The following is an 18,830-nucleotide window of genomic DNA, read 5'->3' as shown; positions in this document are numbered from 1 at the left end:
ACCAATAAAAATGCCAGTCAGTTAATTCTGACTGGCATTACTCAATAATAGTTATCTTAATCGTATTTAATAATATTTATGCGACTTTCGCGACCACTGCATCAGGGCGTTTTAGCATTGCGTACAGGCCACCGGCCAAAACAGTACCGGCAATAATCGCCACCAGATACAGCAGTACCGGATGAATTGCGCCCGGGATCAGCAGCACGAACAAGCCACCGTGTGGAGCCATCAGTTGCGCGCCGAAGGCCATAGACAGAGCACCAGTCAGTGCGCCACCCGCGATACAGCACGGTAAAACACGCATTGGATCTCGCGCGGCAAAGGGAATCGCCCCTTCAGAGATAAAGCACAGCCCCAGTACCAGCGCCGCTTTGCCCCCTTCTTGCTCGCCTTTGTCGAACTTATGACGTGCCAGCAGAGTTGCCAGACCCATTGCCAGCGGTGGCACCATCCCCGCCGCCATGATAGCTGCCATCGGGGCATAGACTGACGAACTCAGCAGCGCCACACCAAAGGCGTAAGCCGCTTTGTTCACTGGCCCGCCCATATCGGTACACATCATCGCACCGAGGATAGCGCCCAGCAGCACCGCATTGGCGGTACCCATGGATTGCAGCCAGTCAGTCAGGCCAGTCATGATTTTTGCCACCGGCGTACCGACCACATAAATCATCACCAAACCGACAATCAAGCTGGCTACTAGCGGAATAATCAGTATCGGCTTCAGCGCTTCCATACTTTGTGGCAAACGCAGCTTGGTACTGATGGCTTTTGCTACATAACCGGCCAGGAAACCGGCAATAATACCCCCCAGGAAGCCAGCACCAGTGCTGACGGCTAACATACCGCCAATCAAACCCGGAGTCAGACCCGGACGGTCAGCAATGGAGAAGGCGATGAAACCAGCTAACACCGGCACCATCAAGGCGAAGGCAGAACCGCCACCGATTTGCATCAAGGCCGCGGCTAAAGTGCCTTTGACTTCAAATGCTTTAATACCAAACACGAAGGAGAGTGCAATACACAAGCCACCGGCAACTACCATTGGCAACATGTAAGAGACACCGGTCAGCAGATGGCGATAAGGGCCGCCAGTTTCTGCTTTTTTCACCCCAGTGCTGCTGCCGGTTTTTGGCTGATAAACTTCAGCTTCAACCAAGGCTTTATCCAGCTCCTGCACGGTTTTCTTCAGGGCCAGACCGGTGGTGGTGCGGTACATCGGTTTACCGGCAAACTTATCCAGATCCACTTCGATGTCGGCCGCCACAATCACTAAATCGGCGGCTGCGACTTCTTCTGGTGTAATCGCGTTACCAGCACCAACGGAGCCACGGGTTTCAACTTTTACCCACCAGCCACGTTTTTTCGCTTCACTTTCAATGGCTTCAGCGGCCATAAAGGTGTGAGCCACACCGGTCGGGCAAGCAGTGATTGCCACAATGCGCTTAGGCGCAGTTGCTGACGATGTTGCTGGAGTAGCAGTCACTGCGGCTTGATAAGGTTTAGCCTGCGCAATAGCCTGGGCCAAAAAACCTTCCGGGTCGCGTACCGCTTTTTCTACATCACCGAGATAGACTTTTTTGCCGTTCAGCGCAGCATCAGCCGGGATGGATTGCCCTGCGACAATCACCAACTCAGCATCTGCGGCCTTATCAACCCAGCTCAGTCCTGCTTTTGCCGCCGCAGCACCCAACATCAGTGTCGCAAGGTGGCCTCTGGCCTGCCCGAGCGAACTGTCTATTATTAGTAGCGTTTTCATTTCGCCTCCGGAGATCAATTAAAGGGTTTCAGGTCAACTTTCGCCATCATGGCTGCCAACTGCGGGCGATCCGTAATACCCACATTGCTCTGACTGACGGCCAAAGCAGCAACAGCTGTTGCCAAGCGCAGCGTGTGTTCGCTGGATTCGCGCATCAGCAGCCCATAGATCAAGCCTCCGACCATGGAGTCGCCAGCACCCACGGTGCTAACCACTTCACAGGCCGGCGGTTTTGCCAACCAAGCACCAGAGGCATTAACCCACAGCGCCCCTTCTGCCCCGAGCGAGATAACCACATGGGCAATCCCCTGATCACGCAGGGCGTGCGCGGCTTCGACCACATCACCCAGCTCAGGTAATGGGCGACCGGCCCAGATTTCCAGTTCGCGGCGGTTGGGTTTGACCAACCATGGCGAGGCTTTCAGACCTGCCACCAGTGCTTCACGGCTGCTGTCGAAAATGATGCACGGGCATTGGCTGCGCAGGCGCTTCATCCAGTCGGTAAAGTCATCAGGATTAACACCGGCGGGCAGACTGCCGCTGACGGCAACCATGTCGAATTGCCCCAACCAGCTCAATGAGTCGGTCACGAAGCGATCCCAATCCGGTTTAGTGACTTCAAAGCCGGAGAAGTTAAAGTCAGTGACTTCACCATCTTTTTCGGTCAGTTTGACGTTAATGCGGGTACGGCCCGGCACCACCTGAAAACGGTTAGCGATGCCCAGCTCACTGAATAGCAGTTGGAAGCCGTCTTGGTTATCTTTGCCCAGGAAACCACCGACCGTGACATCAATACCCAAGTCTTTCAGGACTTTGGCAACATTGATGCCTTTACCAGCAGCATGCAGACCGGCGGTTTTTACCAAGTTAACTTCGCCACGTTCAATTTCCGGGCAAAAACCGACCAGATCGTAAGCTGGGTTCAGTGTGATAGTTGCAACTCTTCTGCTCATGCTGCCCCCTCGCCCAAACCGGCGGAGATAGCTTCACCAATGGCATCCAGCGCTGCTTGTGCATCTTCACCGCTGGCGGTAAAGCGCAGGCGATTCCCTTTCTTAACTCCTAAAGCCACAACTTTCATCAGACTACGTCCATTAGCGGGTTTACCGGTGCCGTCCAAATTGGTCACGGTGATTTCACTGGTAAACTGTTTGATTGTATTGACTAAAATCGTCCCTGGGCGCGCATGTAACCCATGTTCATTACGGATAACAAACTCAGCGCTTAATACTGCGTTCTGCTCGACATACTCGCTGGTCAGCAGCGCCAGCAGTGCCGCCGCATCCGCGTTCAGCAACGCGTCAGCTTTTTTCGCCAATAACAGGTCGCTTAAATAGTTCAGCACCGAGAGCGGCTGGTCATCAGCAACCGACAGTGTCAGCAGCAGGGCCACTTTCTCTCCGTTATGCTCAAATGCAGTTGCCGGGCGGCTTACCGTAGCGGCGCTGACCAAATTGCCTTCAGTGCTATCACTCAGCCAAATGCCCTGCCCCAGATTCAGTGGCTCACGGGTGATCACATCACTGACAAAACGAGCATCAACCGCGCCGATTTGCTGTAGGCGGCCCGCATTTAGCGCTTGCAGCGTGATCAAATTGTCAGCCGCAACATCGAGTGCAATCAGTGAGGTGTCAAAGTGGAATTCAGCGGTTTTTTGCTCGCCCATCAGCAAACTGCGTAACTCTTCAGCTGACGTGGTTTTGGCCAACTTTGCCGCAACCGCATCATCACTTAATACGTGGGTCAGCTGACGCAATAAGGCCAGATGTTCGTCAGAACGTGCGGCAATCCCGATAACGATATAGGCGGTTTGATCTTCACCCCACGCGATACCCTGCGGGAATTGGAAAACCTGTACGCCAGTGTTCAGCACCAAGTCACGGGTATCAGTGGTACCATGGGGGATAGCGATGCCATTGCCCAAGTAAGTCGAGGTTTGCTGCTCACGGGCTAACATGCCATCGACATAGGCGGCGGCTACACAGCCAGCCTGAGTCAACGCGGCGGCTACCTGGGTGATAGCCTCGTTTTTACTGCCTGCTTGTGCAGCCAGATGGATATCTTTGGTTGATAACTGGAACATTATGTCTCCTCTCTACTGAAATTGAATCGTTTCAGCTTTAGTGAGAAAAAGGAGCGTTACCCTTTATCATCTGGTGACGAGATAACGCTGAAACGTTTCAAGGAGTGTGTTTCCGACTCAGAATATATGCAAGTTTTCTGCTTTTATTCTTGATGAATTTTTGACACTCCGCACATTTTCATGGTGAATAGGCCGGTGTCGGCAGCAAAATAGCATGAATAGCTGATGCTTGCTGACACGCATTGCAAAGGAGTCAATACAATGTCTGTCGTGGTAGGTGTTGGCGTCATTATCGTCAATCAACAAGGTGAAGTGTTACTGGGCAAACGCTGTAGTCAGCACGCGCCTTACTGGTCAATTCCCGGCGGTCACATGGAGGCTGGCGAGTCATTTGAACAAGCCGCTCAGCGGGAGATACTGGAAGAAACTGGTTTAAATATCAATGAGATGAAAGTTATTGCATTGTGCAATAATCTGGCGACCTGGCGGGCGGAAGCTAAACACACCGTTTCAGTTTGTTTGCTGGCCTCGCACCCCGGTGGGCAGCCAGAGCTGAAAGAGCCAGATAAGTGTCAGCAATGGATATGGTGCAACCCGCGAGAATTGCCCGAGCCACATTTTGAAGCCAGCCGCCACGCTATCGATTTATGGCTAAATCAGCAGTTTTACGCCACCTTCGACTAAAAAATAGCGCTATATAAAACATTATATAACCAGCAAATTCAGCTGGTTATTTGTGCTATCACGCAAATATTTATCCATTCATCACATTTTTATTCAGCAAATCTGAACTATTATTGCTAAATACCTCCATTGAGTTAGTCATCAGCAAAAAATCCCCCTACAATACTCGCACTTATTTTGTGGGAAATATTTATCACTAACTGATAAGAATCTATTGGCAGATTATCTGGCATTTTATCTTTTCGTGCATTTGATCCGTCCGTTTTACCAATAATCATTAGAGATACCCAAAATTTTCGAGTTACAGCAACGGCATTACTGCGCGGCAGCTTAGTTCAGCTAACTGACTGAGATGAATAGCTGCGGCTTGAAATATCAAGGGTAGATAACAGTGGGTGCAATTATGAGCAATAAACAGACTGGCTTCGTCAAGCGACGCCGGTGGGGATGGTTATGGATCTTGCTGATCGGCATCATTATTGGTGCGGCGCTATTGGCAGGGACAGCAACCGTCTTCCATAAAACCAGCGATACTGCGTTCTGCGTTTCCTGCCACACCATGCAACAACCACTGGCTGAATACCAAGGTAGCGTCCATTTCCAAAATACCAAAGGTATCCGCGCTGAATGTGCTGACTGCCATGTGCCTCATGAACCACTGGACTATCTCTGGACCAAAATCCGGGCCGTGAAAGATATCTACGGTGAAATGGCTGGCACAATCAATACGCCAGAGAAATACGAAGCCCACAAACTCGCGATGGCTCAGTCAGTATGGAAAACACTGAAAGAGAATGACTCCGCGACCTGCCGTTCATGTCATAGCTTTGATGCCATGGACATCACCGGGCAAAGTGCTGAAGCTCGCATTCAGCATCCGGTTGCCATTAAGAATGGCGAAACCTGCATTGATTGCCATAAAGGTGTCGCCCATATCCTGCCAGACATGAGTGAAGTGACTCAAGCTGGCGCTGCTGAACTGGCCACTGCGGCGGCACAAACCCCGGCCTCGGCAACCAAACTCTATACCATCGCCACTGAGCCCTTCTTTATGAATGCCGGTGACAGCCATAACGCCGGTAATCTGATGCCATCGACCGAGGTCGACGTGGTGAAACAGCAAGGTGATCAGGTGCTGGTTGATGTTAAGGGCTGGCAACAAGATGGCGTCGCCGAGGTGTTCTATGCCGCACAAGGAAAACGCATTCTGAGTGTGCTACTGGGCGAAGATGCGCAAAAAGCGCTGAAAACACTGAATACCCAAACTGACCCGGAAACCAATTTGGTCTGGCATCAAGTGGCACTTCAGGTGTGGTTGCCAAAGAAACAACTGGTTGATGATCAACAGAAAATCTGGCGCTATGCCGCCGATATGATGTCCGCTAACTGTACCGGTTGCCACGGCTTAACGGCACTGGACCGCTTCAATGCGAACCAATGGATTGGGGTAATCAAAGGCATGGCACCACGCACCTCCCTGACTCAGGAGCAGTTGCGCGTGATGACACAATATGTACAAAAACATGCCAGTGATATGCCGGCCAAGCTGTAAATAAGAGGCGAAAATGACTAAATACCAACAACAACCTTTAACTATGAGCCGCCGCCGCTTCTTACTGGGAACCAGCGCGCTGGCCGTCTTGCCGATGGTCGGTGGTCTGTGGCCCAAATCAGCATTAGCAGAAGCCATCAGTCAGGCATTACCTCAGTTTCTGGCACTGCGTCAGGCACAAAAAGGCATTCTGACTGGTGCTCACTGGGGTGCATTTGAAGCTATTGTCGAGAATGGACGCATGGTGGGTGTTCAGCCGGTCAAAGATGATCCGTGGCCCAATGACCTTATCACCATGGCCCCTTATCAGGTGCACGCTGATAACCGCATCAAATACCCAATGGTCAGGAAAAGCTGGCTGGAAGGCGGCCCCGGCAGCCACACCGAGTTGCGAGGCCGTGATGAGTGGGTGCGTGTCAGTTGGGATAAAGCCACCGAACTGGTGTGCAATGAAATCGTGCGAGTGCAGAAAGATCATGGCCCGCAAGCACTGTATGCCGGTTCTTATGGCTGGAAAAGTGTCGGGATGCTACACAACAGCCGCACTTTACTGCAACGGTTGATGAACCTGAGTGGCGGCTTCCTCGGTTATGCCGGTGACTATTCAACCGGTGCCGCGCAGGTCATTATGACCCACGTTATGGGGTCAATGGAGGTTTATGAGCAGCAAACCGCCTGGCCAAATGTGGTTGAAAACAGCGAGCTGGTGATTCTATGGGGTTGTAACCCGATGATCACCTTGAAAAATAGCTGGAATATTCCGGATCATGTCGGTCAAACTGGTTTTGAAGCCTTGAAGAAGAAAGGCACCAAAGTCATCAGTATTGACCCAGTACATAATGACAGCGCTAAATTCACTAACGCTCAATGGATTGCCCCGCGCCCATACACTGATAGCGCCATGCTTATCGGGATTGCCCACACCTTACTAACTGAAAAGCTTCACAATCCAGACTTTATCAAGACCTATACCATCGGTTTTGATAAGTTCCAGGCTTATCTGTTAGGGGAAACTGACGGCCAGCCGAAGAGTGCTGAATGGGCGGCTGATATCAGTGGCGTGGATGCTGAGGTACTGCGCCAACTGGCGCGGGATATGGCAAAACAGCGCACGATGATCATGGGCGGTTGGGGAATTCAACGCCAGCACCACGGTGAGCAACAACACTGGCTGCTGGTAACTGTGGCGGCAATGCTCGGTCAAATTGGCTTACCGGGAGGCGGTTTTGGTTTCAGCTACCACTACTCTTCGGGTGGCAGCCCGACAGCTAAAGGCGGTATTTTACCAGGGATTTCTGCCGGTAATGCGCCGAAGAACTCGCCAACGCCAATTCCGGTGGCTCGTATTGCCGAGTGTCTGGCGAATCCGGGAAAAACCATTGATTTCAATGGCACCAAAGTGACCTATCCCGATGTCAAAATGGTCTATGTTGCTGGCGGCAATACCTTCCACCAGCATCAGGATACCAATAATCTGGTCAAGGCTTGGCAGCACCCAGAAACTATCGTGGTGAATGAACCTTACTGGACTGCCACCGCCAAACATGCCGATATCGTATTGCCCGCAACCACCAGCTATGAACGCAACGATTTGGAAATGGGCGGCGACTATTCGCAACTGTATGTTTTCCCAATGCATCAGTGTGTTCCGCCACAGCATGAATCACGCAATGATTTTGATATCTTCGCCGCGATGGCCACTCGACTGGGTGTTATTGATGCCTTTACCGAGGGCAAAGATGAAACACAGTGGCTGAAATCAATGTATGACGATATGAAATCACAGGCGCGTACTGCCCGTGTTGCCCTGCCCCCTTTCGATATGTTTTGGGCCTCGAACAACTATATTCGCTTCCCGATTCCTGAAGCGAACAAGCAGTGGGTGCGTTTTGCTGATTATCGTGAGAATCCGCTGCTCAATCCTCTCGGCACGCCATCCGGTAAGATTGAAATCTACTCTGATACTATCGCCAAAATGGAATATGCCGATTGTCAGGGGATCCCAACTTGGATGCCGCCTTATGAATGGTATCGTGGCGTGGAGGCCAAGAAGTATCCGCTGTCACTGAATACCGCGCACCCTATCAATCGCCTGCATTCGCAATTGGATAACACCCCACTACGTGAAAAGTATGCCGTTGCCGACCGTGAAGCGATCCTCATCAGCCCGCAAGATGCCAGCGCGCGGGAAATTGTCAACGGGGATTTGGTACGTGCGTTTAATGATCGCGGGCAGATCTTAGTGGGGGCCGTGGTATCGGACGATGTTCGCCCGGGAGTGGTGCGGATCAGTGAAGGTGCCTGGTTTGACCCAGCCGACCCATCAGTACCGGGTTCTCTGTGCAAAAACGGCAATATCAACTGCCTGACTTTCGATATTGGCTCATCCAGTCTGGCACAGGGCAACTGTGGGCAGATGGCGCAGCTTGAAATTGAAAAGTATCGCGGGCCAGTACTGAAAAATACCGCCCACGCGGTTCCTGCCGGAGCTTAATAGCATTAAGTCATCAGCGAAGGGTGGTAATCAGAGCGCCCTTCGCGACCATTAAGGCGCAGTATCCGCTTCCAGCTTAATCAAATACACTAGCGCCTGTTCGCGGGTATCAAAACACATCTCACGCAATGCTTGTAGGCTGGCACAGACTGTCGGGCGGAATGGCGAGTGGAAAATACCGCAGCGCATATTGTCATCCAAATGCAGACAACGGGTATTGGCAGGCTTGCCCAAAGGCATGCCGGGGATCGGGCTGGAAATCGAAGGAGCAATACAGCAGGCACCGCAATCTGAGCGACAGTCCATCAGCAGGCTCCTGTAGGCTGGTGGCATAACAGCGGACAATAGCAACCGCCCTCATGAACTGCCAGCATTATCCTTGATCAATAGCTTAATTGCCGACTCGTCCCACAGCCTTCAGCTGTTAGCTTCGTATTTTCAGTTTGTTTTTTAACCTGAACCATCCCTTTTGGTGCAATATTTGCTCAGTATTTAATCTAGACAACCAGACTAATCACTGACCAAATGATCCACGCAAGCATATTCATCTGTTTACAGCTTCATCGTCAGCATGTACCATTAAGCTAGTACAAAAGAACTATTAACCTATTATTAATATCCACTGTCATTGGCGCTACAGCCTTAAAGACGAAGAATATTTGGAGTGACAAATGTCGATGGACTTAACCCAACCCTTATCACGGCCTTCTGTGCTGGGCGGCGCAATGATAGTTGCTGGCACCGCTGTGGGCGCAGGGATGTTCTCAATCCCCATCGTGACAGCCGGTGTGTGGTTCAGCGGCTCAGTGGCTCTGTTGATTTATACGTGGGCCTGTATGTTGATTTCCGGTCTGATGATTCTGGAAGCTAACTTAAACTACCCAAGTGGTGCCAGTTTCCACACCATGGTGCAAGACCTGCTGGGTAAGGTATGGAGCTCAATCAATGGGCTTTCAATCACTTTTGTCCTCTATATATTAACCTACGCCTATATCTCTGCCGGTGGTTCAATCATTACCCATACACTGCAAAATACAGTGGGGATTGGTCAGGCTGGCGCCGGCTTTATTTTTGCACTGTTGGTGGCGTTTATTGTTTGGTTATCAACCCGAGCCGTCGATCGCTTAAGTACAATATTGATTGGCGGCATGGTCATCACATTCGTCATGTCTGTCGGTGATATGTTTAGCCACGTGGAAAGTGCAGTTCTGTTCAATCAGACTGACAGTAACGCCAGCTACCTGCCTTATGCTTTGGCAGCACTGCCCTACTTACTGACCTCATTTGGTTACCACGGTAATGTGCCGGGGCTGGTGAAGTATTATCACAAAGATGGCAAAGCCGTGGTGAAAAGCCTGCTATACGGCACCCTGATCGCATTGGTCATTTATATCCTGTGGCAGTATACCATTCAGGGCAATATTGCTCGGGATGCATTCAAGCAAGTCATTGCTGATGGCGGTAATATTGGTAGCTTGCTGAAACAGATGGATACGGTCTCGGCGAGTCAGGCCACCAGCCAGCTCCTTAATGCTTTCTCTTATATGGCATTGGCTAGCTCATTCCTTGGCGTGTCCCTTGGGTTATTCGACTATATTGCCGACTTCTTTAAGTTTGCCGATGACCGTGGTGGGCGCACCAAATCTGCATTAATCACTTTTGTGCCGCCAACCATCGGTGCCTTACTGTTCCCAAATGGCTTTCTCTATGCCATCGGTTTTGCCGGTTTAGCTGCGACTATTTGGGCCGTCATTGTTCCTGCATTGATGGCGCGCGCCAGCCGCAAGCGCTTCCCACAAGCGACTTATCGGGCTCCCGGTGGGCGCATGATGATTGGCTTTATTATCTTGTTTGGCCTGATCAATGGCGTCACCCATATCGCCGCTTTATTTGGCCTGTTACCGGTCTATCAATAGGGCCGATTTTATGGCGAAAATATCACTCTTTTTTGCGCTATCTGCTTGCCTGAAACACGCGGCACGAGTAACTTGTCGCAACTTATCTTCAATTCTGATTGGCGGTTAATAAATGGCAAGAGCTAACGAAATAAAACGCGGTATGGCGGTCAACCTCAACGGCAAATTACTGCTGGTGAAAGATATTGACGTGCAAAGCCCAAGTGCCCGTGGCGCAAGTACGCTGTATAAAATGCGTTTTTCTGATGTGCGTACCGGTTTGAAAGTTGAAGAGCGTTTTAAAGGCGATGAGATCCTCGACACCATCACTTTAACTCGTCGTTCAGTCAACTTTTCCTACATTGATGGCGACGAATACGTCTTTATGGATGATGAAGATTTCACCCCATACAACTTCAAGAAAGAGCAGATTGAAGAAGAGCTGCTGTTTATTCCTGAAGGCGGTATGCCTGGGATGCAGGTTCTGACGATGGATGGCCAATTGTTAGCGCTGGAATTGCCGCAGACTGTTGATATGGAAATTGTTGAGACGGCACCTAGCATCAAAGGCGCATCAGCCAGTGCCCGTAACAAACCGGCAGTGATGAGCACCGGTCTGTCCATTCAGGTACCAGAATATATCAGTCCGGGCGAGAAGATTCGTATTCATATTGCGGAGCGTCGCTATATGGGACGCGCCGAATAATCAATTCTATATAAATTTGAAGGGCCGGTTTTCCGGTCCTTCAAATTTTATACTGAAGCCATACCCTATAGATTTCATGATACAGGAAGGCGGCAAGCGAACTCATCCCGATGAGTTTACATCAGTAAGTGATTCGGGTGAGCGAGTACAGCCAACACACCTGTAACATGAAAGATGACGGGTATGGATGGCTATTTTAGCTCAGGGAAAAACGCCCGCTTCAGTGCCAACTCCACACCACGAACTTCTGCCAACCCTTTCAGGCGACCAATGGCGGAATAACCCGGATTGGTCTTCTTATGCAAATCATCCAACATCTGATGACCATGGTCTGGTCGCATTGGAATTGGGCGCATGTCTCCGGCAGCCTGACGACGTTGTTCTTCGGTTAAAATTGCTTTAACGACCGAGTACATGTCGACATCACCCTGCAAATGACCACCTTCATGGAAGGTTTTTGGGTTCCCTTCACGGCAAGTTGAGCGCAGATGAGTAAAGTGAATGCGATCACCAAAGGTTTCGATCATCTGCACCAAATCATTGTCAGCGCGTACGCCATAAGAACCGGTGCACATCGTAAAGCCGTTATGAATGCTATCAACGGTTTCTTTCAGCCACTGCATATCTTCAATCGTTGAAACAATACGCGGCAAACCAAGAATTGGACGCGGTGGATCATCTGGATGTACCGCCATACGCAAGCCGACCTGTTCCGCGACGGGTATAATCTCGCGCAGGAAATAGGCCATATTTTCACGTAGTTGCGCTTTATCGATACCGTCATACTCAGCTAAACGCGCGCGGAACTGGTCCAGCGTATAGCCCTCTTCTGCCCCTGGCAGACCGGCAATAATATTGCCTGTCAGCTTGGCAATATCCGCTTCAGACATAGCATCGAAATAGTCAGCCGCCTGCGCCTGCTCTTCAGCAGTGTAATCATTCACAGCACCAGGACGTTTCAGAATATGCAATTCGAAGGTCGCAAAAGCTATCTGGTCGAAACGCAATGCTTTGGAACCATCAGGCAATTGATATTCCAAATCAGTACGCGTCCAGTCCAGTACCGGCATAAAGTTGTAGCATACGGTATCAATACCGCAATCAGCCAGATTACGTAGCGTTTGCTTATAATTTTCAATGTGTTGCTGATAATTACCGCTGTGAGTTTTGATCTCTTCATGAATCGGTACGCTTTCTACTACCGACCAGACCAAACCTTTCGCCGCCAATTCAGCCTGACGCTGTTTGATCTCACTCACCGGCCAAACTTCGCCATTCGGAATATGGTGTAACGCGGTCACTACTCCAGTTGCGCCAGCCTGACGGATATCATCTAAGGACACCGGATCATTCGGGCCATACCAACGCCATGTTTGTTCCATTTATTTTTTTACCTTCTATGTAAACTATTCAGGTGTGCTAAAAATGCTGTTATACAGATTTCCAAGAGGTATCACTCAGCTTATCCTTACTCTTTCAGCGCTAAGTGTCAAAAAGCAAAACCTCATTGGTTGATCCACTTCACGAATATAACCAATATTGGACTTACCAATTTTATTTTCTGTCATATGGCTTTACACTGCAAGCCGATATTCATGGCAACCAGCAAAAGAAAATGATCAGCACGGTGTGGCCTTTTTCCTACAAGCAGCCCATCGAAACTGGTCTAACAACTTTTTATTTGCCACCTTTTATGTCAACTCCCCATGTACCCATCCTGGGGTGAATGATTTTGGAGCCACGTATGAACACCATAGCCAACAGCACCCTGCCCTCAACTGTACAGTTGCCTACTTATGATAGAACAGCGCTGAAAAGCCGCATTGTTCACATTGGTTTTGGCGCATTTCACCGCGCTCATCAGGCACTGCTCACTGATCGAGTATTAAATCAACAAGGGGGAGACTGGGGTATTTGCGAAGTCAGCTTATTAGGTGGCGACGTATTGATTCAAAATTTACGCCAGCAAGACCATCTTTTCTCCGTTCTGGAAAAAGGCGCGCAGAGCAATCAGGCAATTATCGTCGGTTCTGTTTGTGAGTCGGTACATGCCCGGTTAGACGGCATCATGCAAGTATTGGAGAAATTGGCCGAACCACAAGTGGCCATTGTCTCACTGACCATTACTGAAAAAGGTTATTGCATCGAACCGGGTAGCGGCCAACTGGATCTGCAAAATGAGTTTGTTCGTGCCGACCTGGCAATACCTGACGCCCCAACATCCGCACCGGGTGTGCTGGTTGAAGCTCTTCGTCTGCGTCGCTTGCGTGGCTTACCACCTTTTACCGTGCTTTCCTGCGATAACATTCCTGAAAATGGTCATGTCGTGAAAAATGCGGTTTTGGGTCTGGCGACGGCGCGTGATCCTGAACTGGCCAACTGGATTAGCAAGAACGTTACCTTCCCGAACACCATGGTTGACCGCATTGTGCCAGCAGCTACTGCAGAAACTCTGCAAGAGATTGCCGATGAACTTGGCGTAGTCGACTCGTGCGGGATTGCCTGTGAGCCATTCATTCAGTGGGTTGTTGAAGACAAATTTGTGGCCGGCCGCCCTGACTGGGAGATCGCCGGGGCGCAGTTGGTGGATGACGTATTGCCCTTTGAAGAAATGAAGCTGCGCATGCTGAACGGCAGCCATTCCTACCTCGCATACTTGGGTTATCTGGCCGGTTATCAGCATATTAATGATTGTATGGCCGATAATAATTACCGTGTTACCGCTCGCCGCTTGATGATCGATGAGCAAGCACCTACTCTGCGCGTCACCGGTGTTGACCTTAACGCCTATGCCGACCAGTTGATCGAGCGTTATACCAATCCATCGTTAAAACACCGCACTTGGCAGATTGCTATGGACGGGAGTCAGAAATTACCACAGCGGATGTTAGATTCCGTGCGCTGGCATTTGCAACATGGCGGAAACTACCGCTGTCTGGCATTAGGCATTGCCGGTTGGATGCGTTATGTCAGTGGTGTGGATGATAACGGTCAGCCTATTGATATCCGTGACCCTATGGCTGACAACTTTAAGAAATGTGTCGCCAATAGCGAAGAGGGGGTTGCCAGAGTACAGAGTTTGCTCTCGCTGAAAGCACTATTTGGCGAGACCCTGCCACAACAGCAAGCTTTCGTCGAGGCTGTCACCGAGGCCTATCTCAGCCTGCAACAATTTGGCGCGAAAGAGAGTGTGAAACGTTTAGCCGAACACGCTTAATTTCATGAGTTAATATTGGCTGGATGACATTTATGCTGGTTATCCAGCCAATACTTTAATGACTCAATGAGATTCTATTCTTCCAACTGATACGGCGCAGACTCAAATAAATAACCATCGAAATCAGGATGGTCAGCATCAGAAAGCTCCAGTAACTTCAGTTTTACATTCTCCAAATGCTGCCACATAGCTTGCTTGGCGGCCTTGCTGTCACGGCGCAGCACGGCTTGCAAGATTTTCTGATGATCTTCCAGCCACTGCCAGCGGTAGCTGAAATCAACAGTATGGCCGTGAGCACCTAACCACATTGCGCTGGTTTTTCGCGCCTGCCAAGCCTCTGCAACCATATTGGCCAGCACGCTATTTTGTGTCGATTGAGCCAGTAGGCAATGAAATAGTTCATCCGCACTTTCATCCACAGCCCCCGCTTCTAGCGCACTTTTTTCTTGTTCGATAGCATGACGCATTTTGATGATATCGGCTTTAGTGGCCTGCATCGCGGCAAAAGCAGCAACTTCGCTTTCGAGTAATTGGCGGGCTTGCAAGAGCTCAAACGGACCATAACCACTGTCGGTTGCAGCGGCGGACTCGCCCCCAACTGACATCTCAGGCACATTGACCACATAAACGCCGGAGCCTTTACGCACCTCTACCAATTTTTCCAGCTCTAACATAATCAGTGCTTCACGTACCACACTGCGGCTGACACTGAAATTTTCGGCGATATCGCGCTCGGGCGGCAAACGATCGCCTACGTTATATTGACCACTGACAATCGCTGCGCGCAGTTGACTGCCCACTTCCTGATATAACCGCATAGCCTTATTTCCTGCATCGGGCATTGGCGTTGATGTTAATAATACCAAATTGGCCGGACCAAAGAGTGTCTGAATAGCAGTGAGTATATCATGTGGTCACACAATTTCATTGTGGTCAAATAACTTCTGACAGCAAAAACATCTGACGAGCTAACACGACTTATCAACAGGATAAGCCGTGTTTATAGGGATAGGTTTCTACAGAGATAAGTATTCAAAGATATAAACAATACAGACTGAAATATTAGAGATAAGTGACGGTTAAAATGCCCAGACTACGCTGTGGATTCAGCCATTCCAGAGTGGAAGAGGCTAAATTACCGGGTAACCGGGAGGTCAGAGGCATATTACGTGAGAGTGCTTGTCGTTGAGTCAGTGTTTCGCCATTACGATAACAACGAGTTGTTATTGTTTGGCCCACTAATGCGGTATCACATGGACTGTCTACAATGGCTCCGGAAAAGGTAATTGTTCCTGAAACAGACAGGGTAGATTGCGCACTACTTGCAGAAAAAGATATTATCCATGAAAACATTATCGCTAAGATAATTAGTACTCGATAATTGCTCATAAACACCTCGACTCTCATATCTGTCATTTTAAAGATAGAGGATTTCAGCGCGAGCAATAGCAATGGCAGAGCTTTTTTTATTGCTCTACTCCGTCTATAACCCACTAAAATCCCCCGAATAAGCTAATTATATTGCTTAACTCAGGGCCGCCATTAGGCGCTGTTCTGAAATTTCCTAGGAAATACTCTTAATTTGGGCTTTTTTCGTTTAATAATTAGCCTACGCGTAGTTCTGTCCTGTTCTAATAACAACGGCTAAAATGCCATTAACTTAATAGCTAATTAAAAAAAAATTTTACAGCGGAGAATCCATATGACAAAAACCAACTTGATTACCGGATTTTTGGGGTGTGGAAAAACCACCACTATTCGTCATTTGTTGGCCCAAAAGCCGGAACATGAGAAATGGGCCGTTTTGGTGAATGAATTTGGTGAAATAGGGATTGATGGCGCGCTATTAGCTGAGAGCGGCGCGGTATTAAAAGAAATACCTGGCGGGTGTATGTGTTGTGTTAATGGTCTGCCGATGCAAGTCGGTTTGAATATGTTGCTACAGCAGGCAAAACCGGACCGTTTGCTGATTGAGCCAACCGGATTAGGCCACCCCAAACAGATCCTCTCCTTATTGACCTCAGATATTTACCAACCATGGATTGATCTGCGCGCGACCTTAAGCTTGCTGGATGCCCGCCAACTGAGTGAGCCTCGCTATACCGAGAATGAAAATTTCCGCGACCAATTGGCAGCCGCAGATATTTTGGTGGCGAATAAACAGGATACTTATAGCGCAACAGATTATGCCGCGTTACAACAGTGGCATGAGCAACAACCAACATCACGCCCCCTCTATTATGCGGAACAAGGGAAAATTGATGTGGCCCTGCTCGATACACCGCACAGTAATAATGATGAATTACCTGACGGTGCGCATCACCACGGCTCCACACGACAACATGGGTTGGCAGCATTACGTTTGAAAGGGACGGAACCTTGGCGTCGGGCATTGAATAAAGGTCAAGGTTATCTGAGCTGTGGTTGGGCATTTAATGCCGACACCGTATTTGATACAGTTCCACTATTGGAATGGGTACGATTAAATCCAGCCGAGCGGGTAAAGGGAGTGATGCGTATTGCAGAGGGAACATTAGTAATTAACAAGCAAGGGAATGATCTAAAAATAGAAACACGTCAGATCCCCCCGCTAGATAGCCGGATTGAACTGATTAGCGCGAATGAAGCTGATTGGAATGCACTACAGCATGAATTACTGAATATTCGGTTAAATAAAGGGGTATGATATGCCCCGATTTTTATTCGTTGCACAATTTATAGTATAGGCCGCCGCATGACCCGTCGTAATTTACCGACAATTTTACTGCTCAATTTGCTTGGGATTGCTCTGTTCTTCTCTTGGTACATCCCGGCAAACCACGGTTTTTGGTTCAAAATAGATTCGGCAATATTCTTCTATTTTAACCAACATCTGCTGTCCAGCCCTGCCTTTCTGCATTTGGTGGCACTCACCAACAATCGGGCTTTTGATGTCATTTCCCTAATGTGTATGGGCCTGCTGTATTTATACTTCTACATAAAGGAAACACCCGTAGGTCGTCGCCGACTGATAGTCACCGGGTTTGTCATGTTGCTGACCGCGGTTATCCTCAACCAGTTAGGCCACATGTTGCCAGTTTCGCATCCCAGCCCAACACTGGTGTTTGAGAATATTAATCGCGTCAGTGAGTTAACCGGTATTCCAACCAAAGACGCTTCTGGTGATAGTTTCCCTGGCGACCATGGCATGATGTTAATGATCTTTGCCTGCTTTATGCTGCGCTATTTTTCTCGCGGTGCTTTTGCCATCGCCTTATTGATTGTGATTGTCTTCTCGATGCCACGAGTGATGATCGGCGCGCATTGGTTTACTGATATTGCTGTTGGTTCTCTTTCCGTTGTTCTGGTTGGGATAAGCTGGGTACTGCTAACACCACTCAGTGACAAGGCCATTGATGTCATTAACCGGAACTTGCCTGGGTTCACAACGAAATAATCTGTAACCTGCTTATGTTGGGGCAAAAGTCTATTTTTTGCTCCAACTGCCATTAACATTTCCCTTCATTTATTATCCCCGAGTGGCTACAAAATCAGCAATCTCGCTTTTAATAGCACACATTAAGTTTCATTAACATTTAGTAAAATAATGGTTATAAAAGCTCTCGCCTTTTATTAACTATTACGGTAACCTCAAAAACGTTTGTGTTCGGATACCGGCATTTCACCACTGTCCTGATTAATATTGTGCGTTCCTGCACATTTATTTGGTTAAGTGATTGTCTCATCAGACCACAATCAATAATCTCGATTCGTTTGGCATTTTTGGGTAGCGACATCCGTCGTAAGGATAGCAAGGGAAAACAACAACAATGGTCAAGTCTCAACCTATTATGAGATATATTCTGCGGGTCATTCCTGCGGTTGCAGTAGCGGTAATGTTATCCGCGTGTAGTTCATCACAGACTTCGAACTTACATAATACGCAAACTGAGATGCGTGCAGTTAATGACAAAGATGGGCTTTTACTGCAAGCCTCTCAGGATGAATTCGAAGCGATGGTGCGCAACGTTGACGTCAAGTCAAAAATTCTAGAACAGTATGCAGGGTGGAAAGGTGTTCGTTATCGTTTAGGCGGTAGCACCAAACGCGGTATTGATTGCTCCGCATTTGTACAAGCCACTTTCCGTGAACAATTTGGTATGAATTTGCCACGCTCAACATCTGAGCAGCAGGATCTTGGCAAGAAAATTCAACGTACCAAGTTGCGTCCTGGTGATTTAGTACTGTTCCGAGCGGGTTCGACTGGACGCCATGTTGGTATCTACTTAGGTAACGATAAATTTGTTCATGCATCGACCAGTGTCGGCGTGACAATATCGAGCCTAAATGAAGATTATTGGAATAAGCGTTATCGCGATGGGCGCCGAGTGCTAAGTAGCGGTTCGCGCAGCTAGCTGATTTTATTCCTGTTGTCCGAGAGATGCCAAACGAAACTCT

The 18,830-nt window shown here is 49.0% G+C and carries 16 protein-coding genes; 9 read left to right on the top strand and 7 right to left on the bottom strand.

The features are described from left to right. Window positions 1–76 precede the first annotated feature (76 nt). The 3 genes from fruA to fruB are packed head-to-tail and all read right to left on the bottom strand — an operon-like array spanning window position 77 to window position 3,845. Window positions 77–1,762, bottom strand: a complete 1,686-nt coding sequence (fruA, locus tag FTA96_RS15400) for a PTS fructose transporter subunit IIBC (protein WP_050120900.1) — start codon at window positions 1,760–1,762, stop codon at window positions 77–79. A 14-nt stretch (window positions 1,763–1,776) separates the two neighbouring features. Then, on the bottom strand, window positions 1,777–2,715 hold the full coding sequence (gene fruK, locus FTA96_RS15395; protein WP_005171387.1) for a 1-phosphofructokinase: 939 nt from the start codon (window positions 2,713–2,715) through the stop codon (window positions 1,777–1,779). Next, the gene (fruB, locus tag FTA96_RS15390) at window positions 2,712–3,845 is read right to left on the bottom strand and encodes a fused PTS fructose transporter subunit IIA/HPr protein (RefSeq protein ID WP_050145406.1); all 1,134 of its coding nucleotides are present in this window, start codon (window positions 3,843–3,845) and stop codon (window positions 2,712–2,714) included. Before fruB ends, fruK begins: the two co-directional genes overlap by 4 nt. 261 nt (window positions 3,846–4,106) lie before the next feature. On the opposite strand from fruB, the gene FTA96_RS15385 reads away from it, so the two are divergent. The 3 genes from FTA96_RS15385 to torA all read left to right on the top strand — a co-directional run bounded on the left by FTA96_RS15385 (window position 4,107) and on the right by torA (window position 8,575). Continuing rightward, a complete protein-coding gene (locus FTA96_RS15385) occupies window positions 4,107–4,529 on the top strand; it encodes a nucleotide triphosphate diphosphatase NUDT15 (RefSeq protein ID WP_050145407.1) in 423 nt (140 codons plus the stop codon). A 403-nt stretch (window positions 4,530–4,932) separates the two neighbouring features. Beyond that, a complete protein-coding gene (locus FTA96_RS15380) occupies window positions 4,933–6,081 on the top strand; it encodes a NapC/NirT family cytochrome c (RefSeq protein WP_050106204.1) in 1,149 nt (382 codons plus the stop codon). A 13-nt stretch (window positions 6,082–6,094) separates the two neighbouring features. Then, window positions 6,095–8,575, top strand: a complete 2,481-nt coding sequence (gene torA, locus FTA96_RS15375) for a trimethylamine-N-oxide reductase TorA (RefSeq protein WP_050106202.1) — start codon at window positions 6,095–6,097, stop codon at window positions 8,573–8,575. A 51-nt stretch (window positions 8,576–8,626) separates the two neighbouring features. Here the strand turns inward: torA and FTA96_RS15370 are convergent, their stop codons facing one another. After that, on the bottom strand, window positions 8,627–8,881 hold the full coding sequence (locus tag FTA96_RS15370) for a YkgJ family cysteine cluster protein (protein ID WP_050106201.1): 255 nt from the start codon (window positions 8,879–8,881) through the stop codon (window positions 8,627–8,629). 365 nt (window positions 8,882–9,246) lie between these two features. Here FTA96_RS15370 and mtr point away from each other — a divergent pair, with 365 nt between their 5' ends. Continuing rightward, window positions 9,247–10,491, top strand: a complete 1,245-nt coding sequence (mtr, locus tag FTA96_RS15365) for a tryptophan permease (protein WP_050120897.1) — start codon at window positions 9,247–9,249, stop codon at window positions 10,489–10,491. 112 nt (window positions 10,492–10,603) lie between these two features. Further along, window positions 10,604–11,176: an elongation factor P-like protein YeiP gene (gene yeiP, locus FTA96_RS15360; RefSeq protein ID WP_025378855.1), complete on the top strand. Its 573-nt coding sequence runs from the start codon at window positions 10,604–10,606 to the stop codon at window positions 11,174–11,176. 191 nt (window positions 11,177–11,367) lie between these two features. Here the strand turns inward: yeiP and uxuA are convergent, their stop codons facing one another. Continuing rightward, the gene (uxuA, locus tag FTA96_RS15355) at window positions 11,368–12,558 is read right to left on the bottom strand and encodes a mannonate dehydratase (protein ID WP_050106199.1); all 1,191 of its coding nucleotides are present in this window, start codon (window positions 12,556–12,558) and stop codon (window positions 11,368–11,370) included. 362 nt (window positions 12,559–12,920) lie between these two features. Between uxuA and FTA96_RS15345 the strand changes: the two genes are divergently transcribed. Next, window positions 12,921–14,393: a mannitol dehydrogenase family protein gene (locus FTA96_RS15345; RefSeq protein WP_145574234.1), complete on the top strand. Its 1,473-nt coding sequence runs from the start codon at window positions 12,921–12,923 to the stop codon at window positions 14,391–14,393. A gap of 74 nt (window positions 14,394–14,467) precedes the next feature. Here FTA96_RS15345 and FTA96_RS15340 read toward each other — a convergent pair whose 3' ends face one another. Continuing rightward, the gene (locus FTA96_RS15340) at window positions 14,468–15,211 is read right to left on the bottom strand and encodes a GntR family transcriptional regulator (protein WP_050106196.1); all 744 of its coding nucleotides are present in this window, start codon (window positions 15,209–15,211) and stop codon (window positions 14,468–14,470) included. Between the two features lie 244 nt (window positions 15,212–15,455). Beyond that, on the bottom strand, window positions 15,456–15,782 hold the full coding sequence (locus FTA96_RS15335) for a type 1 fimbrial protein (protein WP_050106195.1): 327 nt from the start codon (window positions 15,780–15,782) through the stop codon (window positions 15,456–15,458). A 313-nt stretch (window positions 15,783–16,095) separates the two neighbouring features. Here FTA96_RS15335 and FTA96_RS15330 point away from each other — a divergent pair, with 313 nt between their 5' ends. The 3 genes from FTA96_RS15330 to mepS all read left to right on the top strand — a co-directional run bounded on the left by FTA96_RS15330 (window position 16,096) and on the right by mepS (window position 18,787). Beyond that, entirely contained in the window at window positions 16,096–17,079 is a 984-nt protein-coding gene (locus FTA96_RS15330) for a CobW family GTP-binding protein (protein ID WP_050106193.1), read from the top strand. 48 nt (window positions 17,080–17,127) lie between these two features. After that, entirely contained in the window at window positions 17,128–17,829 is a 702-nt protein-coding gene (locus FTA96_RS15325; protein ID WP_050106191.1) for a phosphatase PAP2 family protein, read from the top strand. 373 nt (window positions 17,830–18,202) lie between these two features. Beyond that, window positions 18,203–18,787 (top strand): bifunctional murein DD-endopeptidase/murein LD-carboxypeptidase, encoded by a 585-nt coding sequence (gene mepS / locus FTA96_RS15320; RefSeq protein WP_050106186.1) that lies wholly within the window; start codon window positions 18,203–18,205, stop codon window positions 18,785–18,787. Window positions 18,788–18,830 lie beyond the last annotated feature (43 nt).

Origin of the sequence: Yersinia alsatica, assembly GCF_902170305.1 — a bacterium.
Taxonomy (GTDB): domain Bacteria; phylum Pseudomonadota; class Gammaproteobacteria; order Enterobacterales; family Enterobacteriaceae; genus Yersinia; species Yersinia alsatica.
This window is presented reverse-complemented; position numbering and strand designations above follow the sequence as displayed.

Coding starts and splice junctions, on each gene's coding strand:
- mepS (WP_050106186.1), top strand. CDS start 18,203: ATGGTCAAGTCTCAACCTATTATGAGATATATTCTGCGGGTCATTCCT.
- fruA (WP_050120900.1), bottom strand. CDS start 1,762: ATGAAAACGCTACTAATAATAGACAGTTCGCTCGGGCAGGCCAGAGGC.
- fruK (WP_005171387.1), bottom strand. CDS start 2,715: ATGAGCAGAAGAGTTGCAACTATCACACTGAACCCAGCTTACGATCTG.
- FTA96_RS15380 (WP_050106204.1), top strand. CDS start 4,933: ATGAGCAATAAACAGACTGGCTTCGTCAAGCGACGCCGGTGGGGATGG.
- torA (WP_050106202.1), top strand. CDS start 6,095: ATGACTAAATACCAACAACAACCTTTAACTATGAGCCGCCGCCGCTTC.
- uxuA (WP_050106199.1), bottom strand. CDS start 12,558: ATGGAACAAACATGGCGTTGGTATGGCCCGAATGATCCGGTGTCCTTA.
- FTA96_RS15325 (WP_050106191.1), top strand. CDS start 17,128: ATGACCCGTCGTAATTTACCGACAATTTTACTGCTCAATTTGCTTGGG.
- FTA96_RS15335 (WP_050106195.1), bottom strand. CDS start 15,782: ATGAGCAATTATCGAGTACTAATTATCTTAGCGATAATGTTTTCATGG.
- fruB (WP_050145406.1), bottom strand. CDS start 3,845: ATGTTCCAGTTATCAACCAAAGATATCCATCTGGCTGCACAAGCAGGC.
- yeiP (WP_025378855.1), top strand. CDS start 10,604: ATGGCAAGAGCTAACGAAATAAAACGCGGTATGGCGGTCAACCTCAAC.
- FTA96_RS15385 (WP_050145407.1), top strand. CDS start 4,107: ATGTCTGTCGTGGTAGGTGTTGGCGTCATTATCGTCAATCAACAAGGT.
- FTA96_RS15370 (WP_050106201.1), bottom strand. CDS start 8,881: ATGGACTGTCGCTCAGATTGCGGTGCCTGCTGTATTGCTCCTTCGATT.
- FTA96_RS15340 (WP_050106196.1), bottom strand. CDS start 15,211: ATGCGGTTATATCAGGAAGTGGGCAGTCAACTGCGCGCAGCGATTGTC.
- FTA96_RS15330 (WP_050106193.1), top strand. CDS start 16,096: ATGACAAAAACCAACTTGATTACCGGATTTTTGGGGTGTGGAAAAACC.
- FTA96_RS15345 (WP_145574234.1), top strand. CDS start 12,921: ATGAACACCATAGCCAACAGCACCCTGCCCTCAACTGTACAGTTGCCT.
- mtr (WP_050120897.1), top strand. CDS start 9,247: ATGTCGATGGACTTAACCCAACCCTTATCACGGCCTTCTGTGCTGGGC.